The 16,373-nt window shown below is 70.5% G+C and carries 12 protein-coding genes and 1 pseudogene; 3 read left to right on the forward strand and 10 right to left on the reverse strand.

Annotation, left to right across the window (positions count from 1 at the left end):
- Window positions 1-136: 136 nt before the first annotated feature.
- Both ACIRSS_RS09710 and ACIRSS_RS09715 read left to right on the forward strand, forming a co-directional pair.
- The gene (locus tag ACIRSS_RS09710) at window positions 137-3,106 is read left to right on the forward strand and encodes a trypsin-like serine protease (protein ID WP_400892723.1); all 2,970 of its coding nucleotides are present in this window, start codon (window positions 137-139) and stop codon (window positions 3,104-3,106) included.
- Window positions 3,107-3,358: 252 nt separating this feature from the next.
- Window positions 3,359-5,060 (forward strand): annotated as a pseudogene (locus ACIRSS_RS09715) (AMP-binding protein).
- Window positions 5,061-5,153: 93 nt separating this feature from the next.
- Here ACIRSS_RS09715 and ACIRSS_RS09720 read toward each other — a convergent pair.
- From ACIRSS_RS09720 to ACIRSS_RS09745, 6 genes are all read right to left on the reverse strand, one after another.
- A complete protein-coding gene (locus ACIRSS_RS09720) occupies window positions 5,154-6,176 on the reverse strand; it encodes an NAD(P)-dependent alcohol dehydrogenase (RefSeq protein ID WP_400892725.1) in 1,023 nt (340 codons plus the stop codon).
- The gene (locus tag ACIRSS_RS09725; protein WP_400892727.1) at window positions 6,176-7,105 is read right to left on the reverse strand and encodes a helix-turn-helix domain-containing protein; all 930 of its coding nucleotides are present in this window, start codon (window positions 7,103-7,105) and stop codon (window positions 6,176-6,178) included. The genes ACIRSS_RS09720 and ACIRSS_RS09725 overlap by 1 nt, the downstream gene beginning before the upstream one ends.
- A gap of 176 nt (window positions 7,106-7,281) precedes the next feature.
- The gene (locus tag ACIRSS_RS09730; protein ID WP_400892729.1) at window positions 7,282-8,754 is read right to left on the reverse strand and encodes an aldehyde dehydrogenase family protein; all 1,473 of its coding nucleotides are present in this window, start codon (window positions 8,752-8,754) and stop codon (window positions 7,282-7,284) included.
- A gap of 47 nt (window positions 8,755-8,801) precedes the next feature.
- A complete protein-coding gene (locus tag ACIRSS_RS09735; protein WP_400892731.1) occupies window positions 8,802-9,479 on the reverse strand; it encodes a DJ-1/PfpI family protein in 678 nt (225 codons plus the stop codon).
- The gene (locus ACIRSS_RS09740; RefSeq protein WP_400892733.1) at window positions 9,476-10,474 is read right to left on the reverse strand and encodes a C-terminal binding protein; all 999 of its coding nucleotides are present in this window, start codon (window positions 10,472-10,474) and stop codon (window positions 9,476-9,478) included. Before ACIRSS_RS09740 ends, ACIRSS_RS09735 begins: the two co-directional genes overlap by 4 nt.
- Complete coding sequence (locus ACIRSS_RS09745; RefSeq protein ID WP_400892735.1) at window positions 10,471-11,904, reverse strand: MFS transporter; 1,434 nt, start codon at window positions 11,902-11,904, stop codon at window positions 10,471-10,473. The genes ACIRSS_RS09740 and ACIRSS_RS09745 overlap by 4 nt, the downstream gene beginning before the upstream one ends.
- Window positions 11,905-12,014: 110 nt before the next feature.
- Between ACIRSS_RS09745 and ACIRSS_RS09750 the strand changes: the two genes are divergently transcribed.
- Window positions 12,015-12,695 (forward strand): GntR family transcriptional regulator, encoded by a 681-nt coding sequence (locus tag ACIRSS_RS09750; protein WP_400892737.1) that lies wholly within the window; start codon window positions 12,015-12,017, stop codon window positions 12,693-12,695.
- A gap of 72 nt (window positions 12,696-12,767) precedes the next feature.
- On the opposite strand, the gene ACIRSS_RS09755 is transcribed toward ACIRSS_RS09750, so the two are convergent.
- The 4 genes from ACIRSS_RS09755 to ACIRSS_RS09770 all read right to left on the reverse strand — a co-directional run bounded on the left by ACIRSS_RS09755 (window position 12,768) and on the right by ACIRSS_RS09770 (window position 16,292).
- Entirely contained in the window at window positions 12,768-13,532 is a 765-nt protein-coding gene (locus ACIRSS_RS09755) for an HpcH/HpaI aldolase/citrate lyase family protein (RefSeq protein WP_400892739.1), read from the reverse strand.
- Between the two features lie 217 nt (window positions 13,533-13,749).
- A complete protein-coding gene (locus tag ACIRSS_RS09760; RefSeq protein ID WP_400892741.1) occupies window positions 13,750-14,559 on the reverse strand; it encodes an SDR family NAD(P)-dependent oxidoreductase in 810 nt (269 codons plus the stop codon).
- Window positions 14,560-14,613: 54 nt separating this feature from the next.
- Complete coding sequence (locus ACIRSS_RS09765; RefSeq protein ID WP_400892743.1) at window positions 14,614-15,513, reverse strand: LysR family transcriptional regulator; 900 nt, start codon at window positions 15,511-15,513, stop codon at window positions 14,614-14,616.
- Window positions 15,514-15,692: 179 nt separating this feature from the next.
- A complete protein-coding gene (locus ACIRSS_RS09770; protein ID WP_400892745.1) occupies window positions 15,693-16,292 on the reverse strand; it encodes a TetR/AcrR family transcriptional regulator in 600 nt (199 codons plus the stop codon).
- Window positions 16,293-16,373: the final 81 nt, after the last annotated feature.

Consider the following 16,373-nt stretch of genomic DNA (forward strand, 5'->3'; position numbering starts at 1 on the left):
CAATTCTGTGAACACGAGCCGTTGAGCAGCGGATATCGCTCCGGCACGGTGTGGTCGTCACTTCTCCTGGAGATCGGCGAAACCGGTTCTTACGGTCCGTAGTGCTGTATTCCTCCTCACCTCTCCGGAGCAGCACATGCGAAAACCAGCTCTGCTCGCCGCCGTTTTCCTGGCGACGGCGGTCATCTCCCCACCGTCGGCCTCGGCCGCGCCACCGCCGCTGGTGCCGCTGGGTACGGCTCCCGCCGTCCCCGCCGGTGCCACGGCCGACAGCTCGGCGATGCCCGGGAACGTCACGGTCTCGGTCGCGCTGAAGCCCCGGGACGTGGCGGGCGCCGAGCGGTACGTCGCCGCCACGGCCGACCCGGCTTCCCCGCTCTACCACCGTTACCTGAGCGCGGCGGAGTACACCGAGCGCTTCGGGCCGACGACCGGCGCGGTGAACCAGGTGCGGGCGTACCTGACCGGTAAGGGCCTGCGGGTCGACGACGTCACCGGCAACCGCCAGGTCGTCACCGCGTCGGGCGCGCCGGCTGAGGTGGGAAGCGCCTTTTCCACGTCGCTCTCCGGCTTCCGCTCGGCGACCGGCGAGCGGTTCTTCAACGCCACCAAGCCCGCCGCGGTGCCGTCGGACATCGCCGCCGTCGTCCGCGGGGTGACCGGTCTGACCAACCGGGCCGCCGCGCACCGGGCGGGCTCCCCGGCCGGACCCGCCGGACCGGCGGGCGGCTACACCCCGGCGCAGCTGCGCACCGCCTACAGCATGAGCGGGCTGTCCGGCTCGTACGACGGTTCGGGTGAGACCGTCGGGCTGATCGAGTTCGACACGTTCAAGCAGTCCGACATCGACGCCTGGACGCAGTACTTCAAGCAGCCCGCCGTCACACCGGAGGTCGTCAAGGTCGACGGTGGCGTGCCGAACCCCGGCAGCGACCAGATGGAGGTCACCCTCGACGTCCAGGCCGTGGCGGCCACCGCGCCCAAGGCCAAGCAGGTCGTCTACTCCGCGCCCAACTCCGACCAGGCGTGGGTGCACGAGATGGCGCAGATCGCCTCGGACAACAAGATCACGATCCTGTCCGGGTCCTGGCTCAACGGCGAGGTCTGCGAGTCCGCCCCGATCGCGGCCTCGCACGACTCCTACACCCAGCTCGCCGCCCAAGGCGTCACGATGCTCTCGGCGTCCGGCGACTGGGGCGGCACCGGCTGCGGCTACCAGGGCGACAACAAGACGATCCAGGCCGACTACCCGGCCAGCGACCCGCTGTTCACCGGCGTCGGCGGCACCCAGCTGCGGACGTCCGACAGCGCGGGCACCTGGCAGTCGGAGGCGTGCTGGAACCAGGGCAGCAGCGGCAACACCCGCTCCGGCGGCGGCTACTCGAAGATCTACGCGCGGCCGGACTGGCAGCCGGGCAGCAACCAGTACCGCTCGGTGCCGGACGTCTCGCTGCTGGCCGACTACGGCGCCGGCGCCCTGTCGGTGTACCTGAACGGCGGCTGGCTCGACGTCGGCGGCACCAGCCTGTCCTCGCCGCTGTGGGCCGGGTACGTGGCGATGCTGAACCAGAAGTCGCTCGGCGGCGGGAAGTCCCGGCTCGGCCAGCTGAACCCGAACATCTACAAGATCGCCGGTTCGGCCGACTACGCCTCGACGTTCCACGACGTCACCTCCGGCGGCAACGGCACCTACAACGCGGGCACCGGCTACGACCTGTGCACCGGCTGGGGTTCCCCGAAGGCCGACGCACTGGGCGCGAAGCTGACCGGCGGCGGTGACACCCCGCCGCCTCCGACCGGCGACTTCAGCCTTTCCGCCTCGCCGTCCTCGGGCAGCGTGGCCGCGGGCAGCTCGGCGAGCACCACGGTGATCGCGACCGCCACGGCCGCGGCTTCCCCGTCCGCCTCGCCGTCGGTCGTGGGTGGTAGCCCGACCACGACGGCCGCGCACCCGTTCATCATCTCGATGCGGCGCGAGGGCTCGGCGTTCCCGGGCCAGCAGTCCTGCACGGCCACGCTCTTCGGGCCGCACACTGTCCTGCTGGCCGCGCACTGCCTGCTCGAGAAGCCCGGGCACAAGTGGTTCGTCTACGGCGCCGACGACCTGACGCAGAACACCGGCACCACCGCGGAGATCGCGGCGCAGTGGGTGCACCCGAGCTACACCGACTGGAGTGCCGGCGCCGACATCGCGGTCGTCACCCTCGACAAGGACATGCCGGTTCCGGCCGAGATCACCTACCCGAAGCTCAACACCGACCCGAGCCTGGAGGCGGCCGGGACGAAGGGGATCTCCATCGGCTGGGGCGAGACCGGCGCGAACACCTACAGCAACGTCCTGCGCCAGGCCGACGTCCCGGTGGCGGCCGACAGCGCGTGCAAGGGCCGGTTCACCGACCCGCAGGGGCAGGAGCAGTACAAGACCCCGGCGATGCTGTGCACCGGGTACGCCGACCACCACGCCGGCGCGTGCGTCGGTGACAGCGGCGGCCCGTACCTGGTGGGCAACGCGGTCGTGGGCGTGTTCTCGTGGATGTCGACGTCGTGCGACTGGTACGCCGTCTACGCGCGGGTGTCGACCTACGCGGCCGACATCGCCCCGCACCTGCCCGGCGGTGACACCCCGCCGCCGTCCGGCGCGATCAGCCTGACGGCGTCGGGCCTGCCTTCGGGGGCGACGGCGGCGTTCAGCCCGGCGAGCGTGGACCCGGGCGGCCACTCGACGCTCACGATCTCGACGAGCGCGAGCACCCCGGCCGGGACCTACGACGTCACGATCTCCGGCAAGAGCGCGAAGTCGACGCAGACGACGCACTACAGCCTGACCGTGACGGGCGGCCAGTCCGCGGACCTGAAACTGGCCAACCCGGGCACCCAGAACAGCTGGACCGGTCAGGCGGTGAACCTGCCGCTGCAGGCCACCGGCGGCACCACGCCCTACAAGTGGTCCTCGACCACGCTGGCCCCGGGGCTGGGCCTCGACCCGGCCACCGGGGTCGTCTCCGGGACCCCGACCCGGGCGGACAGCAGGCAGGTCACGGTGACGGTGACGGACGCGGCGGGCAAGAAGGCGACGGTGGCGTTCTTCTGGTTCGTCTTCGGCTGAGCTTCCTGAACACGGCGGCGCCACCCCCGGGGACGGGGTGGCGCCGCCGCCCACTCCGGCCGAGCGCGGTCGACAGCGCCGTCGCAGATCGTGCCCGGCTACGCGACCGATTATCACAAGTGAAAGAAGTACCTACCAATGTTGCACTGGCGTGAATCGACGGCGGTTCCTACCGTCGACACAGGACAGCGGAACGAAGACCGGCTCTCCTGACCCGGCACCGGCGTCCCGCTCATCGAGGAGGAAGACACCGTGAACGCGACCGGCGCGTACCGGCGGAGCCGGGACCAGCTGCTGCACCTGCGTGGCGAGCACGACCGCGCGGTGGCCGAGTTCCGATGGCCGGAACTCGGTCCGCGGTTCAACTGGGCAGTGGACTGGTTCGACGTCATCGCGGACGGCAACGATCACCCGGCTCTCGTCGTCGTGGAGGAGGACGGGTCCGCGACCGAACGAACCTTCGCCGAGATGTCCCGTGCCTCCGATCGCCTGTCGTCGTGGCTGGCGGCCCGAGGCGTCCACAAGGGACACTCGGTGCTGCTGATGCTCGGCAACCAGGTCGAGCTGTGGGAAGCGATGCTGGCCATCATGAAGCTGGGAGCGGTGATCGTGCCGACCACGACCGCGGTGGGGCCGGCCGACATCGCCGACCGGATCGCCCGCGGCCACGTCCGGCACGTGATCTGCAACGCCGCGGACACCGGCAAGTTCGACCAGGTACCCGGCGACTACACACGGATCAGCGTCGGTGCGGCCGAGGGCTGGTCCGATCTGCGGGCGGCCGCGCGACTGCGGCACGCCGCCGTCCCGCACCCGGGCACCACACCGGACGATGCGTTGCTGTTGTACTTCACCTCCGGTACGACCTCGCGACCCAAGCTGGTCGAACACACACAGGTTTCCTACCCGGTCGGCCACCTGTCCACGATGTACTTCCTGGGCCTGCGGCCCGGTGACGTGCACCTGAACATCTCATCACCAGGATGGGCCAAGCACGCGTGGTCTTGCTTCTTCGCGCCGTGGATCGCCGAAGCCACCGTCGTCGTCTACAACTACCGCCGCTTCGACGCGACGGCGTTGCTGGATCAGTTGCGTCGCCGGAAGGTCAGCTCGTTCTGTGCTCCACCGACCGTCTGGCGCATGCTGATCAATGCCGACCTCGACGAGCGCCCGGAGGCGCTGCGTGAGGCGATCGCCGCCGGGGAGCCGCTCAACCCCGAGGTGATCGACCAGGTTCGGCGCGCATGGGGCCTGACCGTGCGCGACGGATTCGGCCAGACCGAGACCACCGCCCAGGTCGGCAACACTCCGGGGAGCGCGGTCCGGCTCGGTTCGATGGGGCGGCCGCTGCCGGGAGTTCCGGTCGTCCTCGTCGACCCGGCGTCCGGTCGCCTGGTCACCGAAGCGGGCGAAGGAGAACTGTGCCTCGATCTTTCGGCACGGCCGTTGCCGCTCATGACCGGCTACTGGGATGACGCCGAACGCAACGCCGAGGCGATGAGCGGCGGCTACTACCACACAGGCGACGTGGCGAGACGCGACACCGACGGCTACATCACCTACATCGGCCGCACCGACGACGTGTTCAAAGCGAGCGACTACAAGATCAGCCCGTTCGAACTCGAGTCGACGCTGATCGAGCACCCGGCGGTCGCCGAGGCCGCGGTGGTTCCGGCACCGGATCCCATTCGGCTGGCCGTGCCCAAGGCGTACATCGCGCTGGCGCCCGGCCACGAACCGTCGAAGGAAACGGCACTGTCGATACTGCGGTACGCCCGGGAACACCTCGCCCCCCTACCAGCGCGTACGGCGAATCGAGTTCCACGACCTGCCCAAGACCGTTTCCGGCAAGATCCGGCGCGTCGAACTCCGGGCGCGCGAGGAAGAACTGGCGGACAACCCACAAGCGAGCGCCGAATGGCGGGACGACCAGTTCCCGGGTCTCAAGGGCTGACCCCCGACGGTACGCCGATGTGCGCGCAGTTCGATCGCTGCCACAACCGGCCGGGTCACAGGTTGTGCTGCTGGTCGTCGCACGATCGCCGGCTCAGGCCACTTCGACGACGACCTTGCCGAATGCGCCGCGGTCGAGGTGGTCGAGCGCCGCGGGCAGCTCGGTGAGCGGGTAGCGCTCATCGATCACCGGCTTCAGACCGGTGCGGTCGACGGCTCGGACGAGGTCTTCCAGCGCGCGGCGGTGGCCGGTCCCGATGCCCTGGACGGTGATGTCCTTGAGCATCAGGGGCATGACGGGCGCAGTCACGTCAAAGCCCTCCAACGCGCCGATCTGGTGGATCGTCCCACCGACCGCCGCCGTCTGGACGGCTTTTCCGAGATGCGGACCGCCCACCACTTCGAGGATGTGGTCCGCGCCGCGGTCGTCGGTGATCTCGAGGATGGCCTCGATCCAGTCCGCACGCGTGCGGTCGACGCAGTGGTCGGCGCCGAGTTCCGCGGCGCGCGGCAGCTTGTGGGCGCTGCCGGACACGATGACCTCGGCCCCCAGCGCCTTCGCGAGCTGGATCCCGAACAGCGACACCCCGCCGGTCCCCTCGACCAGCACCGTGTCGCCGGCCCGCACTCCGCCGCGTTCGGCGAGCGCGAACCACGCCGTCAGCCCGGCGCACGGCAACGTGCTGGCTTCCGCGTGTGCGAGTGTTCGCGGCGCGCGGACGAACCATTCCGCCGGCAAGGCCACGTACTCCGCCAGGACGCCCGGGTAGTAACCACCGAGGGTCCGGTAGGACGGCGTCCGGGCGTCGCCGTGGCGGCGGCCGTCGATCCAGTCCGGGGTGAAGGTGGAGATCACCTGCTCGCCGACGTCGAAGCGGGTGACCTCGTCGCCGACCGCTGCCACGGTTCCCGACAGGTCGGACCCGGGGGTGAACGGAAAGGAGAGCGGCAACCCCCGCCCGCTTTCGGTGACCATCTTGTCGCGGTAGTTGAGTGCGACGGCCGCCACCTGCACCAGAACCTCGTCCCGCCGCGGCTCGGGAATCGGAACGTGCCTGAGTTCCAGCTGATCGCGGCCGATGTCGTCCATTTCCCAGCGCCGCATGGTCTCGGTCATCAAAGCTTCCCGTCGTGTTTCTCGGTTTGGCGTTCCACTGGCTCTTTCCAGGTGCGCGAAGGCGCCGCTGGTTCGAGCGGGACGGCGCGGGCGGTTTCGTGACGTCCGGCCATGCCCGCGAGCAGGGCCAGCGACTGTTCGGCCGCGGAACCGGGGGCCGCGGAGTAGAGGTACAGCGTTTGCCCCGCCGACCCCGTCACCGAGAGGGATTGGTAGTTCACCGTGATCTCGCCGACGAAGGGATTGTTGTACCGCTTCGTGCCGTCAGTCCGCTCGTGCACGTCGTGGCGTGCCCACATCGTGCGGAATTCCGCGCTTTTCAGCGATAGCTCGCCGACCAGCTCGGTCAGGCGCGGGTCGTCGACGTCGGTACCGGCTGTGGACCGGACGCTCGCGACCACGCTGTGCGCGATCGTGGTCCAGTCCGGGTAGATCTCGCGTGCCGCGGGGTCGAGGAACACGTCGCGCATGAGGTTCCGGCCCGGGGTGAACCCTTCGTTGAGCAGCACCGCGAGCTCGTTGGCGGCAAGCACGTCGCGATACCTGCCGATCACCACCGCGGGATTGGCGGTCCAGCCTTCCACCAGCCGGGCGAGACCGGCACGTACCTTTTCCGGCCGGTGCGCGCGCCGCCGCCGCGGAGGCGGGGCCGTGGCGAGCTGCCGCAGGTGCGCCGACCCGGCGTCGTCCAGTTGCAGCGCTCGCGCGATCGCGTCGAGCACGGCCGCGGACGGATTGCGATCGCGCCCCTGTTCCAGCCGCGCGTAGTAGTACGGGCTCACCCCGGCGAGGAACGCGACCTCCTCGCGCCTCAGCCCCGGTACCCGTCGGCGACCCTGGTCCGGCAGCCCCAGCTCCACCGGGTCCAGCAGTGCTCGCCTGGCCCTCAGGAACTCGCCCAGTGAGTTGTCGACGTCGAGGTGGTGCATGCTTCCACGGTAGGCGGCTCTCCCCGGACCTGGCACACCCTGAGAGGGTGACCATCAGCGCGCGGTCGGCGGATTCCACAGTGGAGTGTCAGCGAACTGTCGCATGGAAGCGCGGCGCGGAATCAGGGGAGCGCACAACACCTTTACGTCCCAGGGGCTCCCCGCTCATGAACGGCTCATCCACTCGTGCCGGACACCGCCGCCGGTGCGGCGCCGTCCTCGACGGCATCGACGACATAGCTGACCGACGTGGGACGCGTCATGGCGTCCAACGCGTGCACGCCACCGGAAGCACCCATACCGCTGAGGCCGGCGGGCTCGATCAGGCGGCCCAGATCGCCCAGCTGCCACCCGTTGAGCCACAGCACGCCCGTGGGGATGGAGCGGGCGAGCTTCAGGTGCTCCTCTTCGGCCGTGTAGACCGTCGCCGCCAGGCCGAACCCGGTGCGCTTGGCCTCCTCGATACCGGCCTCGAACGACGGCACGACCTGCACGGCGGCGACGGGACCGAACGTCTCGGCGCACATCAGCTCCATCTCGGGGCTCACGTCGACCACGACGGTCGGCGGGTAGAAGTAGCCCGGCCCCTCCGGAAGCTCTCCGCCGGCGAGCACCCGGGCACCGGCGGCGACGGCAGCCTCCACCTGCCGGTGGACCGCCCGCCGCTGGTCCTCGTCGACCATCGGGCCGATCCGGGTCTCGGGGTCGGCCGGATCCCCGACCACCTGCCGCCCGGTGGCCTCCAGCAGTGCGTCCAGGAAGGGTCCGGCCACGTCCTGGTGGACGTAGATCCGCTCCATGGCCGTGCAGATCTGGCCGCTGTTGAGGTAGGAGCCCACGGCCACCTCCTCGGCGACGGCGTGCACGTCGACGTCGGAGTCGACGACGACCGGGTCCTTGCCGCCCAGCTCCAGCAGCACCCGGTTGAGGTTGGCCGCGGCCGCGACCGCGACCGACCGGCCCGTCCGCACCGAACCGGTGAAGTGCACGAGGTCGACCTCCGGGTGCCCGGCCAGGGGCGCGCCGGAGTGCCCGTCACCGAGGAGGAGGTTCACCACGCCGGCGGGCAGGCCCGCCCGCTCGACGAGGTCGAAGAACGCGGCAGCGGAGAGCGACGCCTTCTCCGACGGCTTGACCACCACCGTGTTCCCGGCCGCCAGCGCCTGACCCAGGGTCATGAGGATCGTCGTGACGGTGAAGTTCCACGGGACGATCAGAGCGACGACACCGACCGGGAACCGCTGGACGTCCGTCGCCACGCCGTCGACGACCTTCACCCGGTGGGCGAAGGGATAACTCTCGGCGTTGCGGAGGGCGTCGTCGAAGGTGGTCAGGCCGGCCCGGATGAATTGCGCGCCGATCCGGCGCGGCTTGCCCATCTCCTCGGTCTCCACGGCCGCGAGGTCGTCCACGTGCTCCTGGACCATGGCCGAGAGGTGCCGCAGCCGATCCAGGCGGTCCTTCAGGTCCAGTGCCGCCCACGCCGGCTGGGCGCGAACGGCGGCGCGGACCGCGGTGTCGGCGTCCTCGCCGGTACCGGCGGGCAGCGTGACGACCGGAGTCTCGTCGTAGGGGTTGAGCCGCGTGATCGAACCAGGGCCGGAGGAGCCGGCCCACCGCCCGTCGATGTAGTTCCGCAGCGTTCGCATGGTCGTGCCCTTCTCTCGTGACGTGGGGGCGAACCGATCGGTGGAGGTCAGGTCAGGGCGGTCGTGGGCACGACGCCGCCGATCTTGCCGAGCTTCTCGCCGAACTTGGCCCGGAGCGCCTCGATGACCTCGGCGGGCGCGGTGCTCGGGTGCCCGGAGCCGAAGGGCGGAGCCGGGTTGTACTCGATGTAGAGCTGGATCATCCGGGCGTAGGTGGGATCCTCGATGTCCGCCATCAGCTCCAGTGCGAAGTCGATGCAGGCCGTGACCCCGCCACCGCTCCAGAACTTCCCGTCGCGGACCGTCCGTGCCGGGTCCGGGATGGCGCCGTACTGCCGGAGCTGGTCGAGAAACGCCCAGTGGGTGGCACTGCGGCGGCCCTGCAGCAGACCGGCCTGCCCGAGGATGAGTGAGCCGGTGCAGATGGAGGTCACGTAGCGCGCGTCCTCGCCGAGCCGCCGGAGCTGCTGGAGCATGCCCGGCGTGGTGGCTGCGCTCATGTCCGCGGTGCCGCCGACGAACAGCAGGTCGCAGCGCTCGATGTCGCTGAGCTTCTCGACGTCCCGCAGCGGGAGGCCGAGAGCGCCCGTGAGGTCGCCGCCGTGCTCGCTGGCGAGCCGGAGGTTCGCCCCCGGCAGGTGCGCGAACACCTCGTAGGCGCCGAGGAAGTCCAGCTGCGCGCACCGCGGCCAGAGCGCGAACACGATGTCGAAGGTCTTGGTCATTTCGATGCTCCTGGGGATCGCTGCGCCCGGGCCGCGGTGCTCGGCAGCCGGTTGACCGGTGAGCGCGGTGCCTCGCCGCGCAGGATGCGGGCCGACTCGTCGACCACCTTCCGCTTCAGCTCGGCGAGCGACTCCTCGCTCCAGTGCGCCGCGTGCGGGGTGAGGATGGCCGACTCGCAGGTCAGCAGGGGGTTTCCCGGGGCGACCGGCTCGGCGTCGAAGACGTCGATGCCGGCGCCGAAGAGGTGCCCCGAGCGCAGCGCGTCGGCGAGCGCGACCTCGTCGACGAGGCCGCCGCGCGAGACGTTCACCAGCACCGCGCCCGGCTTCATCCGGGCGAGGGCGGCGCGGTCGATGACGTTGCGGGTGGACTCGAGCAGCGGGACGTGCAGTGACAGGACGTCCGACCGGGCGAGCAGCTCCTCGCTGCCGACCAGCTCGATGTCCAGCGACTCGACGTCCGCCTGCCCGACCGCCGGGTCGTGCCCGATGACGGTGTAGCCGAGCGAGCCGGCGATCTCGGCGACCCGCCGACCGATGCGGCCGAGCCCGTACAGGCCGAAGGTCTGCACGTCGGGCCGGTGCACCCCCGGCACGGCCCAGTCCGCCCAGCCCGTGGCGCGCATCCCGGCGTCGAGAGCGGGGAGCCGCCGCTGCACGGCGAGAGTCAGCGCGATGGCGTGGACGGCCACCTCGCGGTAGTTCGCGTCCGGCACGTTGCTCACCCAGATGCCGCGCCCGGTGGCCGCGTCCAGGTCGACGGTGTCGAACCCGATGCCGCACCGGCCGATCGCCTTGCACCGCTCGAGTCCCTCGATGACCGTGCGGCTGATCTCCTCGACGACGACGATGAGCGCGTCCGCGTCCGCGGCACCGGCGAGGATGGCCTCCTCGCTCGACCCGTCGATGACCTGGAAGTCGACATCGAGGCCGTCGTAGGCGCTGAGGTCTTCCTCGCTGAACTCGATCAGCTTGCTGGTGCAGACGACCTTCACCGTGCACCGCCGACGGTGATCGGGGTAGCGGCGTAGCCCTTGAGGGCCGGGGTCTCGGCGAGCTCCTCGGCGCTGAAGAGGGGCCGGCCGAGGAAGACGCCGGCGAGCGTCATGAGCTGGGCGGCCGCGAGGATGCCCGCGACGATCCACGGTTCCCCGCCCAACTGGCCGACGAGGAAGGCCGCGAGGAGCGGCGTCGGGCCGGCGATGAGCGCGCCTTGCAGCTCGCGGGACGAGAACAGCCCCGAGGAGCGGTACTCGGCCCGGAACAGGGCCGGCATGAGCACGGTGTGGGCCGCCGCCACCCCGGCCCACCCGAAGGCGTTGAGGGCCACGCTCGCGATGATGATCGGCACGATCGCACCGGCCTTGAGGATCGCGACGTACGGGACTGCCAGCAGCAGCGCGCCCGCGATGCCGATGAACATGACGCGGCGGACGCCGATGGTGTCACCGAGCCGACCGAACACCAGCAGCGCCAGGAACCCGCTCCCGAAGACCGCGCAGGACATCAGCAACGCGTAGCTGCCCGGCAGGCGGAGCGCACCGCTGATGTAGCTGATGGCGAAGGCACTGGTGATGTAGCTGGTGACGTTGAGGCCGGAGGGCACGAGGAAGCCGGCCACCCAGTTGCGGGGGCTGGCCTTGACGGCCTTCGCCATCGCGACGAGCGGGTTGCGGTGCGCCTGGGCGAGCTCGCCGCGCTGCCGTTCGTGCTGGACCTCTTCGAACTCCGGGGACTCCAGCATCGACCGCCGCAGGACGAGCCCGATGCCGGTGAACACGGCGCTGAGCAGGAACGGGATGCGCCAGCCGAAGCTGAGGAAGTCCTCGGCGGAGAACACGGCGCTGGTCACCGCGAAGAGGACGGAGGCGGTCAGCACGCCGAAAGTCGCGCCGGCCATCGCCAGCGAGGACAGGTAGGACTTGCGCCCGGGCGTCGCGCTCTCGTTGGCGATGATGATCGCCCCCGCCATCTCGGCGCCGGCACCGAACCCCTGCGTCACCCGCATGAGCAGCAACAGGAGGGGCGCCCAGATGCCGATGGCCGCGGACGAGGGGAGCAGGCCGACGATCGTCGTGGAGGAACCGACGAGGATCAGCGAGAAGATCAGCACCGGCCGGCGGCCGAAGCGGTCGGATGCGGCGCCGAGCACGATGCCGCCGACCGGACGCGCGACGAACCCGACGGCGAACGCGGCGAAGGTCGCGAGCAGGGCCACTTGCGCGGACTGACCGCTGAAGAAGACCTTCGAGATGACCAGGCCCGCGGCCACGGTGTAGAGGCCGTAGTCGTACCACTCGATCGCGGTCCCGACACCGGCGGCGACCGCGGTACGGGTCCCGGAGCGCGCCCGTCGGCGCGGGCCGGGGGCGGGTGAACTCGGCGCCGTCTGGGGTGACGGGGTCATCGATGGCTCGGTGGTCATCGGAATTCCTCTCTCGTCGGCGGTGACGTCGGCTCGGGCTTGCTGAGAAGCTACGGCCTCTTTTGCGTTCTGTCGACAGTCCACAGAATATTTTCCGGTAAGGTTCGGCCATGACCGCGACGGACCCCGCAGCCGAGTTCGAACGCATCCAGGTGGGCTCACTCGTCGACGAGGCGCGGCGACAGATCCGGCGCAACATCCTCACCGGCCACCTGCGCCCGGGGGAGCGTCTCCGGGACTCGGTGCTGGCCGAGGAGATGGGCGTGAGCCGGTCGCCGGTCCGCGAGGCCCTGCGCCTGCTTGAGCAGGCGGGGCTCGTCGAAAAGACGAACAACCGCTCGTACCGGATACCGGCGTTCGCGGCCGAGGACGTCCACGAGCTGGCCGCGCTGCGGGCGGCCGACGAGATCCTCGCCATCCGCACGATCGTGACCAAGCGACTGCCGCTGGACTCCCTCACCGCCGCCATCGAAGCCATGGCCGCGGCCGGGAACGATCCGACGAAGGGGCTCGCCGCGGACGTCGCCTTCCACGCCGAGGTCGTACGCCTGTCCGGCCTGCCTCGACTGGTCGAGCGCTACGAAAGGCTCGTCGACCAGATCCGGCTCGTGCTGCGGGCGAACGAGATCGAGACCTGGCAGCGGACTCCCTCGATCGCGGCAGCCCACCACCGGCTCCTCGACCTGATGCGGGCCGCCGTCGAGGGCGGCGACGTCACCGAGCTCGTCCGCGTGTGGGAGGACCACGTCTTGCGCGGAATGGCGGCACCGCAGGTGCTTGACCCGCTCTGAGGCCGACCGTGGTGTCGAGGAGCGGGGCCGGCACCTGGTCGCCCCGCTCCTCGCCGAGTTACGGCAAGATCCTCAGACCGCGCTCCGGCTTCGGATCCGCCCGATCGCCTCGATGTCGGCCGCGGCACCCGCGCCCACGTAGCCGATGTCCGTGCTGAACAGGACGAAGTCCGCCCCGTGGTCCACCATCCGCTGCGCGACCTCGGCGGTGAAGACATACGCGCCGTAGTGCTTCCCCAGCCGCTTGGCGCTGTCGCCGATGGTCTCGAAGGCCTGCCACACCTGCGGGTCGTCGATCCCCGCTGCCACATCGGCACCCATGCTCAGGGCCATGTCCGACGGTCCCATGACCGCTCCGTCGATCCCTTCCACGGCGAGGATCGCGTCGATGTTCGACAGCGCGAGCGGCGTCTCGATCATCACCAGGGTGAGCACGTCGTCATTGGCCGCCGCGGGCGTGGCGTGCAGTCGCGGCGCGCCCCACGAGCGGGCACCGAGCGGCGGGAACCGGGTGTTGTCCCGCACCATCTCCGCCTGCTCCGGCGTGTTGACCATCGGCGCCACGATGCCCCGGGCGCCCAGGTCCAGAGCTCGCTGGATGCCGATCGGGTCGTTCTCTCCGATGCGCACGAAGGGGGTGGTCCCGCCGAGCTCCAGCGCGTGCAGCAGCGCCGGGATGCTGTCCTCGGTCACGTACGCGTGCTGCTGCTCGATGATGACCCAGTCGAACCCGGCACCGGCCATGGCGTGCGCGGTGGAGATCGCCGGGATGCCCAGCATGGCGCCGAAGGCGGGCTCGTGGTCGCGCCACCGCCGGCGGACGATGTTCTCGGTCATGCGCACCTCTCCTCGATTCGGTGACTGCGCGAGTCCGGCGAGAGCGGCCCTCGCGAGCGCCGGCTCCGGAGCGCAGATGGCGGGGACGCTCGGTCCGCCTCCGAGGGACGTTCCCGTCCCAGGCACCGACCCTACGGCCTGGCGGCAATTCTGTCGACAGTATTCATAATGGCTGATGTCTGGCGGGTGCCGGAGTTGTCGCCAAGGTCTTGGCTGGTTACGACCGGGAGCGACGAGGATCGAAGACCCGCGCCATCGTCAGGGCAGCTCGACGGCGGCTCAGGAGCCGGCTCGCGAGCACGCCGAGGCGGTTCGCGCGGCCGTCGATCACGACGGGGCCCGGGTCGCGGCTCTCCAGGTGGTTCAGCGCGGTGGTCACGACGTCGTCGGGCCGGCGTAGTTTTCCGGCGGTCAGCACCGCCGCGTCCGGGCCCATGCTCGACGTGAAGTCGGTGGCGGTGGCGCCGGGACAGACGGCGAACACGGTGACACCGGTGCCGCGCAGCTCGGCCCACAGTGATTCCGTGAAGCTGAGGGAAAACGCTTTCGTGGCGCCGTAGACCGCCATCCGGGGCGAAGGCAGGTAGGCGGACACGCTGGCGAGGTTGACGACGAAGCCGTGGCGGGTGTTCACCATGCGGGGGAGGAAGGCGGCGGTCAGCCGCATCGGTGCCAGGGCGGCCACGGCGATCTCGGCGGAGAGGCGGCCGGGTTCGGATTCGAGGAACGGGGCGAACGATCCGGACGCGGCGTTGTTGATCAGGCCGGTGACGTGGACGCCCCGCTCGGTGACCGCTTGATGCAGTTCATCGGCGGCGTCGAGTCGGGCGAGATCCGTTGGGATCACGTCGATGCGGGCGTCGGTGGCGCGGCGGAGTTCCTCCGCCAGCGAGGTCAGCCGGTCGGCGCGGCGGGCGGCGAGCACGAGGTTCGCGCCGCGGGCGGCCAGGGTCCGGGCGAACGCGGCTCCGATACCGGAGCTCGCTCCCGTGAGCAGCACGGTCTGGGCGCGGTAGTCGATGGTCATGCCACCAGCGAACCGGCGGCCGGCAAGCGCGTCCAAGACCTGTTTCGCACCTGGTCATGCACGAGCGGAATCGCGCACGAGCAGCTTCTGCGCGGAACGGAGGAACTCCGCGACGAGCGGGTTGGTCTCCCCGGCACGGCAGGCGACGACGACCCGGCTCGGCTCGGCCCCGTCGACGGGAACGGCGACCAGGTCGGGGCGCAGGGTGAAGCGCCGGTCGTCGGCGGGGACGATCGCGATGGCGGTGCCCTCGGCGATGGCCTCGAGTTTGTCGTCGTAGGTGTCGGCGAGGGTGGGACCCAACGGGGCCGGGCCATTGCCTTCGCGGGGTTCGAGACGCCAGAAGCCGGTCCAGTCCTCGCCCATGCCGGTGCAGCCGACGAGCGGCTCCGACCGGACGTCGGAAACGTCGATGGACTCCTTGCCCGCGAAGCGGTGGGCGGTCGACATCAGCGCGACCGGAGGCTCGGTGTAGAGCGCCGTCACGGCGAGGTCGTCTTCGGGTATCGGCAGTGGTGCGCGGATGACCAGCGCGTCGATCTGCCGGTCCACCAGGGCACCGGCCTCCCGCGAGCTGAGGTGACGGGTGCGGACGTGGGCGCCGGGACAACGGTTTCGCAGGTCGCGAACGGCGGGTGTGACGACCAGATCGTCGGCGTACCCGACGGTGACGGTGCGGGCCGGCGCCGCGGCGCGCGCGGCGAGCACGGCCTGCTCGGCATTGTGCACCAGTTGCTGCGCCCGGGGCAGGAAAGCCGCGCCGGCGGCGGTGAGCCGGCTGCCCTGGCTGGTGCGTTCCAAGAGGCGTGTCCCGAGTGCGTTTTCCAGCCGCTGGATCTGGCGGCTCAGGGACGGCTGGGCGACCCGCAGCTGCTCGGCCGCGCGGGCGAAGTTCAGCTGCTCGGCGACCACCAGGAAGTACCGGACCAGCCGCAGATCCAGGTCGGGAAGCATGTTCGCAGGCTACTCCGGCATGCCGTTCCGGTATGGCGTGCGGATGAGGTCGCCGGCAGCGGGGGGCGGTTCGGACCGCCGGGCTTCGACGGGGCCGGCGTGACCAACGCCTGCGCCATGATCCGGGCTGCGCGGGCACGCCGATTGCGCCGGAAGCCAGAGGAGCGGGCAGGCGACGGTCAGCCGCACCCGAGCGTGAGGACCTCGTCGAACGCGGCGGACGACTCGCTGACGAGGTCGGCGGCGGTACGGGCACGACGTCGGGCCGTCTCGTAGCAGGCGAGCGCGATCTGCGCGGCGAACACCGCGATGGTCAGCGAGGTGCCGCGGCTTCGCAGCACCTCGCTGAGGTTCGACGCGAGCTGCTGGGTCTTGAGCGCTTCACGCGCGCGCAGTTCGAGGTGCTTTTCGACCAGATCGGCGTGGCGCTCGTAGGTGGCGAGGTCTTCCACCACGTGGGCGCACAGACGCAGGACGATCGGCCGCAGCTGTTCGACGGCCTCCCGGCAGTCGCCCGCGGCGCCGACGGTGTCGTCAGCGCTCGCCAAGGCGATCGTGTCGAGCAGCGCCTGCTCCTTGGCGAAGACGACCTCCGTCTTGTCGCCGAAGTAGCGGAAGAACGTCGTGCGGCCCACCTCGGCGCGTGCGGCGATGTCGCTCACCGACACCGCGTCGTACCCGTGCAGCGCGAAAAGCTCGTCGGCGGCGTCGATGATGCGCTGCCGCGCGCGCAACTGCTTGCGCTGGACGAGGGAGTCGGGCGCCTGTTCGGGTGTCACCGACCCATCATACCTTCACGCGGATCTCGGGTTCATTTGGAACGCAGTGTGTTATGGTACTGAGTACCAACACGGGGGGAT

Source organism: Amycolatopsis sp. NPDC101161 (assembly GCF_044768185.1).
Classification (GTDB): Bacteria; Actinomycetota; Actinomycetes; order Mycobacteriales; family Pseudonocardiaceae; genus Amycolatopsis.

What these genes read in the sequence shown, in the direction of transcription:
- ACIRSS_RS09710 (WP_400892723.1), top strand. Translation starts at nt 137, where the DNA reads ATGCGAAAACCAGCTCTGCTCGCCGCCGTTTTCCTGGCGACGGCGGTC.
- ACIRSS_RS09720 (WP_400892725.1), bottom strand. Translation starts at nt 6,176, where the DNA reads ATGACCGAGACCATGCGGCGCTGGGAAATGGACGACATCGGCCGCGAT.
- ACIRSS_RS09725 (WP_400892727.1), bottom strand. Translation starts at nt 7,105, where the DNA reads ATGCACCACCTCGACGTCGACAACTCACTGGGCGAGTTCCTGAGGGCC.
- ACIRSS_RS09730 (WP_400892729.1), bottom strand. Translation starts at nt 8,754, where the DNA reads ATGCGAACGCTGCGGAACTACATCGACGGGCGGTGGGCCGGCTCCTCC.
- ACIRSS_RS09735 (WP_400892731.1), bottom strand. Translation starts at nt 9,479, where the DNA reads ATGACCAAGACCTTCGACATCGTGTTCGCGCTCTGGCCGCGGTGCGCG.
- ACIRSS_RS09745 (WP_400892735.1), bottom strand. Translation starts at nt 11,904, where the DNA reads ATGACCACCGAGCCATCGATGACCCCGTCACCCCAGACGGCGCCGAGT.
- ACIRSS_RS09750 (WP_400892737.1), top strand. Translation starts at nt 12,015, where the DNA reads ATGACCGCGACGGACCCCGCAGCCGAGTTCGAACGCATCCAGGTGGGC.
- ACIRSS_RS09755 (WP_400892739.1), bottom strand. Translation starts at nt 13,532, where the DNA reads ATGACCGAGAACATCGTCCGCCGGCGGTGGCGCGACCACGAGCCCGCC.
- ACIRSS_RS09760 (WP_400892741.1), bottom strand. Translation starts at nt 14,559, where the DNA reads ATGACCATCGACTACCGCGCCCAGACCGTGCTGCTCACGGGAGCGAGC.
- ACIRSS_RS09765 (WP_400892743.1), bottom strand. Translation starts at nt 15,513, where the DNA reads ATGCTTCCCGACCTGGATCTGCGGCTGGTCCGGTACTTCCTGGTGGTC.